At 60.4% G+C, this 288-nt stretch carries 1 protein-coding gene; it reads right to left on the reverse strand.

What is annotated here, in order from left to right:
* Positions 1-288 (reverse strand): immunoglobulin-like domain-containing protein (locus tag HU770_RS26870; RefSeq protein ID WP_186666612.1); only part of this gene is annotated, 288 nt, incomplete at both ends.

The following is a 288-nucleotide window of genomic DNA, read 5'->3' on the forward strand; positions in this document are numbered from 1 at the left end:
CAGCGCGGTGTTGATGTGAACGGTGAAGGTCGGCTTCACGTTCTCGGCAACCGAGACTTGGTCAGCGGTGATAGTGACCTTGACCAGATCACCTTCGTTGCCCGGAGTACCTGGCTCGTCGGTGACAGCGGTGCTGACCGGGGTCTTGTCCAGGACCAGGTTTTCGAACTTGCCGATGTCGGCACCGTCGACGCTGGCGATCGATTTGATCACCGGGTCATTGGTGCCGGTGTAGACGTTGTCCGGAGCAGTCACGGTGACGAAACCGCTGGTGCTGTTGGCCGGGAC

Source organism: Pseudomonas sp. SWRI68, from assembly GCF_014269165.1.
Lineage (GTDB): Bacteria > Pseudomonadota > Gammaproteobacteria > Pseudomonadales > Pseudomonadaceae > Aquipseudomonas > Aquipseudomonas capeferrum.